At 48.9% G+C, this 8,156-nt stretch carries 7 protein-coding genes; 5 read left to right on the forward strand and 2 right to left on the reverse strand.

Going from position 1 to position 8,156, the window contains the following annotated elements; all coding sequences use genetic code 11:
* Positions 1-210: 210 nt before the first annotated feature.
* Positions 211-816 carry a prepilin-type N-terminal cleavage/methylation domain-containing protein gene (locus QUA40_RS26480; RefSeq protein ID WP_333131399.1) on the forward strand — a complete coding sequence of 202 codons (606 nt, stop codon included), beginning with the start codon at positions 211-213 and terminating at the stop codon, positions 814-816.
* Positions 817-955: 139 nt separating this feature from the next.
* Here QUA40_RS26480 and QUA40_RS26485 read toward each other — a convergent pair whose 3' ends face one another.
* Complete coding sequence (locus tag QUA40_RS26485; protein WP_333131401.1) at positions 956-2,881, reverse strand: penicillin-binding protein 2; 1,926 nt, start codon at positions 2,879-2,881, stop codon at positions 956-958.
* A gap of 417 nt (positions 2,882-3,298) precedes the next feature.
* A complete protein-coding gene (locus QUA40_RS26490) occupies positions 3,299-3,874 on the reverse strand; it encodes a hypothetical protein (RefSeq protein ID WP_333131403.1) in 576 nt (191 codons plus the stop codon).
* A gap of 338 nt (positions 3,875-4,212) precedes the next feature.
* Here QUA40_RS26490 and QUA40_RS26495 point away from each other — a divergent pair, with 338 nt between their 5' ends.
* The 4 genes from QUA40_RS26495 (at position 4,213) to glgB (ending at position 7,932) form a co-directional block, all read left to right on the forward strand.
* Entirely contained in the window at positions 4,213-4,428 is a 216-nt protein-coding gene (locus QUA40_RS26495; RefSeq protein WP_333131405.1) for a serine protease, read from the forward strand.
* 213 nt (positions 4,429-4,641) lie between these two features.
* On the forward strand, positions 4,642-4,893 hold the full coding sequence (locus QUA40_RS26500; RefSeq protein ID WP_333131407.1) for a hypothetical protein: 252 nt from the start codon (positions 4,642-4,644) through the stop codon (positions 4,891-4,893).
* A gap of 223 nt (positions 4,894-5,116) precedes the next feature.
* A complete protein-coding gene (locus QUA40_RS26505; protein WP_333131409.1) occupies positions 5,117-5,275 on the forward strand; it encodes a hypothetical protein in 159 nt (52 codons plus the stop codon).
* Positions 5,276-5,640: 365 nt separating this feature from the next.
* Positions 5,641-7,932 carry a 1,4-alpha-glucan branching enzyme gene (gene glgB, locus QUA40_RS26510; RefSeq protein WP_333131411.1) on the forward strand — a complete coding sequence of 764 codons (2,292 nt, stop codon included), beginning with the start codon at positions 5,641-5,643 and terminating at the stop codon, positions 7,930-7,932.
* Positions 7,933-8,156 lie beyond the last annotated feature (224 nt).

Genomic DNA, 8,156 nt, shown 5'->3' on the forward strand with positions numbered 1-8,156 from the left:
CTCCTTATTTTTTTACCTTACCATTCTCTCAAACCTTTGTCCTGTTTAGACTAGAGGTGCCTTGTCACCCGCTAAGAAATTTTCAGTAAATACCGATCTACACAGTCACCAAACCCAAAAGTTAAAATATACGCAAGAAAAAATAGCACCTCCTAGCTATTTTTTTCCCAGCAAAATATCAGGGAGTGCATCTACGTGTCAATAAATAAAATGCTCAAAGGCAGAGCCACTACACCTGCCGCAGGTTTTACAATGATTGAGCTATTGATAATTATTTTAATCATAGGAATATTTAGTGCGATCGTCACCCCCTCTTGGCTGATGTTCATCAACAACCACCGTTTGAAGGTATCAGTCGATCGGGCTTATTGGGCAATGGAACTTGCCCACAGCAACGCCAAACGCGACAAAGTTTCATGGCAAGCCAGCTTCAAAGAAGTAGGAGAAAACGTACAAGTAGCAGTCCACCCAGCCGACATTACCCCAGCCCAAATACCAGCCAGTCAATGGAAAGAGTTAGAACCGCAAATTCAAATAGATAAAAATGAAACAACAGTGCTCATAGTAAATGACAGCAACCAGGAAAAAGAAAAAGGAACAATCAGGCGAGTCATGTTCAATTACCGAGGTTGCCCCGTATCACGAAGCGACCACGACTGCACCCTAACAAGTATCAGAGCAAAAGGAACCCTAACGCTATATCATCCCAACTTAAGAAACAGCCAACGCTGCATCATCATCTCCACCCTCCTAGGACATAAGCGCACCTCCAACAGACAATCAACACGCAACGAAAACAAAAGATATTGTTACTAACAGGGCGATGGCGTGCCGCCCCGCAAGCTACGATTATTTTGGGTTAGTCCAAGGGCACTGCCGTGTCGTCAATAGCCCTGTTGTCAATGCTTATATTCGAGGTCAATTCCTGACGCCACATCTCAGATATAATCATCAACTACTTCTTACTCGGCGCAATCTTCTCAATAGAAATCAGCGCCTCCATCACCGACTCCACAATCGGCGCCGCCACCGTACCCCCCGAACCGTCCTTCGGCTCATCAATCACCGCCAAAACCACATACCGAGGCGCCTCCACAGGCATGATCCCCACAAAGCTAGTAATAATCGCCTTGTCAGAATAACCCCCACCAGCCTTAGCTTTTTGAGCCGTACCCGTTTTTCCAGCAATCCGATACCCAGGAATTTGTGCAGCTTTCCCCGTACCACCATCAACCACAGTTTCCATCATTTCTAACACCTGCTTAGTAGTTTCCGGCGAAAAAACTTGCTTCGGGACCGGCCTCGGAAGCTTCCAATAAGCTTCACCCTCCCTATCAAAAAGTCCCCGCACAACGTGAGGAGTCACCAACTTGCCGCCGTTAGCCAAAGCTCCATTAAGCTGCACCAACTGCATCGGAGTAATCGAAAAACCCTGCCCAAAAGCCGTAGTAGCAACTTCCACCGGAGAGTTAATAAATTGCTCTCGATTTTTAAGCTGACTGGTTACTTCAAAAGGCAAATCAGTTCCCGCACCTTGTCCGAGTCCGAGTTTTTCTAAAGCTTGATAGTAAAGAGAAGGTTTCATACTTCTCATTACGTGCACCATCCCCACATTGCTAGAATGTTTCAAAATCTCCGTAACAGTCGAAGGGCCACGCGCCCCTACGACTTTGTAATCGGAATTTTGGATAGTCCAGCCATCCATGTAAATCCGACCTTCGTCATTAAACACAGTATTAGGTTTCACTGCACCCGCTTCCATAGCGATCGCCACATTAATCGCTTTAAAAGTCGAACCAGGCTCATAAACATCAGTTACAGCCCAATTTTTATAGCGCGACAAATCAAAATTAAAATATTGATTCGGGTCATAAGAAGGTTCTGCTACAACGGACAGCAATTCCCCGTTACGGGCATCCATTACAATCACCGTGCCCCGCTTCGCATCGTGTTGCTTCATTTTTTCCTTGAGGGCAATTCGGGCAGCCCGCTGCAAGCGACTGTCGATCGTCAATTGCAATTTCAAGTCATCAAGCTGCACAAATCCCGCCGTCAGCCGATCGGGAACCCAATTCCCATTGCTCGACCTGCTAAACTGAATCGACGGCATCGATCGTTCCAACAAATTCTGCTGGCTGTATTCCACCCCGGCTTGTCCCTTCCGTTCCCCGTCCACATAACCGAGGATATCCGCCGCCAACTCCTGCTGCGGGTAAAAACGCTGCTGCTGCCGCAGCAACTCCAAGCCATCAACCAGACTATCTTTAATTTGCATCTGAGCGATGCGATCGGCAACCTCTTGAGGCAGAGAATCGGCAATTGTAATACCGCTTTCAGCAAGATTAAACCTGCGTATCAATTCAGTTTCCGACGTAGTGCCCGGACTCAGTTCGATCGCCAGCATCGGAGCCAACTTAGCAGCAATTTCCGCCTTCGAGTGCTTAAACAACTTCGGGTGAGCGTAGAGCGTGTACACCTCTCTGTCGATCGCCAAAACATTCCCCGCGCGGTCAACTATCGGGCGTCTCGGCACAAACGGCTTCGTTTTGAGAGTTTGCTGCTGCTCGGCCTGTTTACGCAGCGCCGGAGCCCGCGTCACCTGCAAATAAAACAAATTCACAGCCAGCCCCAGCCCCCCCAGCATCAAAACCGCCCACACGGCCCACAAACGGAACTTGCTGCGCTTTAAACGCTCCACCGGCCGCCCCCAAGATGCAGCCGTCTGTTGTGGCGATCGGCCGAAACTGCCCGAAGGTCTAGGTTTGTCTGGTTTTTCCCACCCAGTACGCGCGGCGAAGCTATCCCGTAGGGAATCGCCCGCCTGTTTTGGGCGTTTGAAATTCGGCGATCTGTAGCGGTCAAAACGAGGGTCGTAGCTCATGGCATTAAAAATTCAATAGCTGGTTAAACAATACTCCGGACAGTTTTTGAGACCGAGGCTGAAACCCTCATTCTACCGTTAGCATTTGACCTCACTGAGAAGGCTGAAACCCTCATTATGCCGTTAGTGATTGAAAACTGTCCGGACTATTGGTTAAAGCGTTTTATAATTTATAACTTAAATCTTAAAAGATAAAATTCACGACTTGGGAATGAGCAGTCCCTATCAGGGTTTGGCTCAGACCTACAGTTGCATTCTGTTTTTTGAAGGGGTGTTAATTATTTTTAATTTGTAACTTCCGGTTGGAAGCAGAAAATCGATCGCGACTTGCAAAAAAGTCAAAAAGGAAATTATATCCTCGGACACTCAGGCCCTCGGACACTCAGGCCCTCGGGCACTCTACGCTTTGACACAGGCTTAATAGCCAAGTGGTGTTTCCACACCGGCTCCCTTCTTGAGAGCGGGTTCAGAATTTGGTGCCGCCACGGGCGATCGAGTTTCAGGGGCCGGCTGCAAGAAAATCGTGTCCCCAGGATTCTGCGGAGCCAAACCGGTTTCGGGATTTTGGGCTTCTTTAGCAAGTTGGTGTTTCAAGACTTCACTAGAAGCACTCAATTGCTGTTCCCGGAGGCGCAGAGTTTCCAGTTTTTGATACTCCTGACTCCAGCGCTGCTCGCCGTAAACTGTCAAGCCGTAGAGACTCAGAGCACCGCCCAAAAGCATAAGTGCTGCCACTGAGGAGGCGCGCTGTGCCTGCAGGAGCGATCGCAACCACACTGGCTGCTGCTGGCGATCTGGCAGCACTTTGATCACCGATGCGGACGACCGAGCCTGAGCCTGTTCGTCTGCTGGCGAGTAGTTGGGCAATACCGGCCCTGTCTTCGCCCGCCTAGCTCGGGCAATAGAAGTAACTTTGCTTTTGGCAGGGCCAGCAGCGGGCTTGCGGGCCGATCGGGAGCGGGGAGAATCCGGGGATCTGATAGCAGCGGTCATAGAGTTCACCAATACGTAAAGTGGGGTAGCTTCAGCTTAATTGAGGTTAAAAGTTTTTTGTCTCGACGATCGCCAGTGGTAGCCATCTGGGTTCAATCGGTTATCCTTACCAAAGATACCTCACAAGCCAACCAACCCATCCTACCACTGGTCTCTTTGACTTCAGGATTTGCCCAAAAAAAAGAAATCTTTGCTGGTTAGCGATAATCTATGTGAAATTTATTAATAAATGCAGTATTGTAATCAACGAGCGAATCGTTGAGCTATTCGTGCCAGCATTGTTTCTCAAGTAAACTATTCCCTTCCTTGCGATGGGTTTTCAATGTTAAGGAGTTTTTATGAACAAGGGATTAATTCGTTTGACTTTGGTAGTGGGCTTGGCAGTAGCCCTCGGCGCCTGCGGAGGTGATGCCGGCAACGGTGGTGGCACTAACCCCACTCCGGGCGGCACTACTACCACTACTCCTCCTGCTTCTTCTCCACCAACGAAGGTAACTCCAAAAGCCACTCCAGGGGCTGGTGCAACTACTACCCCTGCTCCTAAAAAGCCTTAACTAGGGCGATCCGAGAGTGTTTGCCCAACGAGCCTAGCCTCCAGGTGAAAAATCGTTCGCTCCTCGCATTTTTTCATCTCATAGGTCTAGGTCTCAAGTTGGGTGTTAGTAATTGTCTAATGCTTTTACTACTCAAGTTCACTACGTCCCCTTACAGCAGCAAAGTCCGGTGATTCGCTGCGTTACAAGAGCATTCCCTTTCAACTTGAAAATTTGACTCCCGGCCTGCACGTTTGGAAACTCAAGCCTGTGACAGGATGTTTGAGGACATTGCCAGTGCTGGTGCCTCAAATCGAAGGTAAACCGGAGGATCTCGCAGACTCGACGCAAATTTTGCACTCGATCGAGTCTCGCTTGCCTTCCCCGTCGCTGTTCCCACAGACGATTAAAAAGCAAGCTGAGGCTTGGATCATCGAAGACTGGCTCGATGAAAGTATCGGCATTGCTACTCGATTTGTTGACTAAGAGTTTCACGCCGGTGCGGGCAAGCAAATCGACCCATCTGTTTTGAACCCGTTTAGTGATTCATATTGGCGCCACGCCAGTTCGGTATTAACCCTGCCTCGGCAAAACTCGCTCCAGTTGCGTCTGAGTGCTGCTTTAAACCTATTGCACCGTAGCTTGTAGGATAGTGCTAGTTTGGTAGGCGATGCCTTGAGCATGGCAGATATTGCTTGCTGCTGTCGCCATGCTGAGTCCTTTAGCTTTGATTCCACAATACCGAGTTGAGCATCCTTGGCTGTTTGATGGCATTTCCCAAATTCACGGACTTTGTGGGGAAACCCAGCCTCCTGGATTTGAAAGTCTACCGATTGGGCGATCGTCCCTGCCTGAAAATTTCAACTAAATGATTAGCTGCTTCCCAACACTTACTCTCCTTGACCTTCCGGCAGCCGCAAATCGACAAGAGCCTAGAAAATATTCTTTATCACATATCTGATAAAAAGTCAAGGGTATTTGGGATAAAATATAAATTTTTCAATTTGTTTTAATATTTCTATACTTAGAAGTTAGCAGTAAAACCCCAGCTCGGGCGCCGGCAAGGTAATAACATTGCCTGCAGTGCGCGCAAAGGCGCCCACTGGAGCCGCGGCAGGAAAATCATGCTAATCAGTGGTACGATTAGCGATTAAAAATGTATCGAAATGTAAAGTGGAGCGCCGCTCTAGGTTTTGAAAGCCATTTAGTCAAAAGATAGAGGTAATTAGTTTTATGCCCGCGACCGTCCCTTTTGAACAGATTGACCGGATTGTTTGGAATCAGCACCACGATCCATTTGAAGTGCTAGGCCCCCACGCGATCGAAGAAAATGGCAAAAAAGTCTGGGTCGTCCGAGCTTATCTGCCGAATGCGGATGCGGTATCGGTAGTTTTGCCGGAGGCCAGGGCTGAATACTCGATGAAATCAGAGCATCACCCTCACTTTTTTGAATGTACGATCGAAACCCCAGAACTAGCAAACTATCAACTGCGGGTCAAAGAAGGAGAACACGAGCGCTTTATTTACGACCCCTACGCCTTTCGATCGCCCAAACTCACAGAATTCGACCAGCACCTATTCTCAGAAGGCAACCACCACCGGATTTATGAAAAGCTCGGGGCGCACCTCACCGAAGTAGGCGGCATCACAGGAGTATATTTTGCCGTTTGGGCTCCGAATGCTCGCAATGTCTCTGTTTTAGGAGATTTCAACTATTGGGACGGCCGCAAACATCAAATGCGGAAATCGCAAAACGGCATCTGGGAATTATTTATTCCGGGACTATCCGTGGGAACTTCCTACAAATACGAAGTGAAAAACCAAGACGGACATCCCTACGAAAAGTCCGACCCTTACGGTTTCCAGCAAGAAGTGCGGCCCAAAACAGCATCAATTGTCACCGACTTAGACACCTACACTTGGAACGACAGCGCTTGGATCGAAAAGCGGCGGCACACAGACCAACTGACGCAGCCGGTTTCGGTTTACGAATGCCACATCGGTTCTTGGCTGCACGCCGCTACTGACGAACCCGCCGTGCTACCAAATGGGGAAATAGAACCCGCCGTGCAGGTTTCGGAACTGAATCCCGGGGCGCGCTTTCTGACTTACCGGGAATTGGCCGATCGGCTGATACCCTACGTCAAAGATTTGGGATTCACCCACATCGAAATGCTGCCGATCGCCGAACATCCTTTCGACGGTTCTTGGGGCTATCAAGTAACCGGTTATTTCGCCCCAACTTCCCGCTACGGCAAACCTGAAGATTTCATGTATTTTGTTGACCAGTGCCACGCCAACGGCATTGGCGTACTGGTGGACTGGGTACCGGGACATTTCCCCAAAGACGGCCACGGTTTGGCTTTCTTTGACGGAACTCACTTGTACGAACACGCCGACCCCCGCAAGGGCGAGCACAAAGAATGGGGAACCCTAGTATTTAACTACGGCCGCAACGAAGTGCGGAATTTCCTAGTATCAAACGCTCTGTTCTGGTTTGACAAGTACCACATCGACGGGATTCGCGTAGATGCGGTGGCCTCGATGCTGTATTTGGATTACTGCCGCGAACCCGGAGAATGGCTGACCAACCAGTACGGAGGTCGGGAAAATATCGAGGCGGCAGATTTTCTGCGGCAGGCTAATCACGTCATTTTTAGCTATTTCCCAGGGGCGCTGTCGATCGCCGAAGAATCTACCTCTTGGCCGATGGTATCTTGGCCGACCTATGTAGGCGGTTTGGGCTTCAACCTGAAATGGAACATGGGTTGGATGCACGATATGCTCGACTATTACCACATGGATCCGTGGTTCCGCCAGTTCCACCAGAACAACATAACTTTCAGTATGTGGTACAACCACAGCGAGAATTTCATGCTGGCTTTGTCCCACGATGAAGTAGTGCACGGCAAAGCCCACATCATCGGGAAAATGCCAGGGGACGAATGGCAAAAGTTTGCAAACGTGCGGTGTTTGTTTACTTTTATGTTTGCTCATCCCGGAAAGAAAACGATCTTTATGGGCATGGAGTTTGGCCAGTGGCACGAGTGGAACGTTTGGGGGGATTTGCAGTGGCAGTTGCTGCAATTCGATCCGCACCAAAAGTTGAAGCTGTTTTTTAAGGATTTGAACAATTTGTACCGCAGCGAAACGGCACTTTACAGTCAAGATTTTGCTGAGGATGGGTTTGAGTGGATTGATTGCACAGACAATCGGCACAGCGTAGTGGCTTTTGTGCGCCGAGAGAAGGATGGCGACGCGTTTGTGGTGACGGTGTGCAATTTTACGCCGCAGCCGCACTCTCACTATCGAGTAGGAGTGCCGGAACCGGGTTTCTATACTGAGTTGTTTAACAGCGACGCACGGGAGTACGGCGGCAGCAATATGGGGAATTTGGGAGGCAAATGGACTGATGAGTGGTGGTTCCACAACAGTCCTTATTCGATCGACTTGTGTTTGCCGCCTTTGGGTGTCTTGATTTTAAAGATCGATCGCGAAAAAACTGCGTTGCAGAATTCTCAATAGTTTTGAGTTTTGAGTGGTGAGAGTTTTGAGTTAACAATTAAAACTTTCTTAATCATAAAACTTGGAGGGTATTGAGAAACCCGGTTTATCCAAGAAACCGGGTTTTTTTCTGTTTTGTGGTTGTGCCGAAAGAAGGAAGTTCCGCAACTTAGCGGGTGACAAGGCACCTCTAGTCTAAACAGGACAAAGGTTTGAGAGAATGGTAAGGTAAAAAAATAAGGAGC

The organism is Microcoleus sp. Pol11C3 (genome assembly GCF_036701485.1).
Lineage (GTDB): Bacteria > Cyanobacteriota > Cyanobacteriia > Cyanobacteriales > Microcoleaceae > Microcoleus.

Excerpts from the sequence above, each read along its gene's own strand:
- QUA40_RS26480 (WP_333131399.1), top strand. The coding sequence starts at position 211 with ATGCTCAAAGGCAGAGCCACTACACCTGCCGCAGGTTTTACAATGATT.
- QUA40_RS26485 (WP_333131401.1), bottom strand. The coding sequence starts at position 2,881 with ATGAGCTACGACCCTCGTTTTGACCGCTACAGATCGCCGAATTTCAAA.
- QUA40_RS26490 (WP_333131403.1), bottom strand. The coding sequence starts at position 3,874 with ATGACCGCTGCTATCAGATCCCCGGATTCTCCCCGCTCCCGATCGGCC.
- QUA40_RS26495 (WP_333131405.1), top strand. The coding sequence starts at position 4,213 with ATGAACAAGGGATTAATTCGTTTGACTTTGGTAGTGGGCTTGGCAGTA.
- QUA40_RS26505 (WP_333131409.1), top strand. The coding sequence starts at position 5,117 with ATGCTGAGTCCTTTAGCTTTGATTCCACAATACCGAGTTGAGCATCCT.
- glgB (WP_333131411.1), top strand. The coding sequence starts at position 5,641 with ATGCCCGCGACCGTCCCTTTTGAACAGATTGACCGGATTGTTTGGAAT.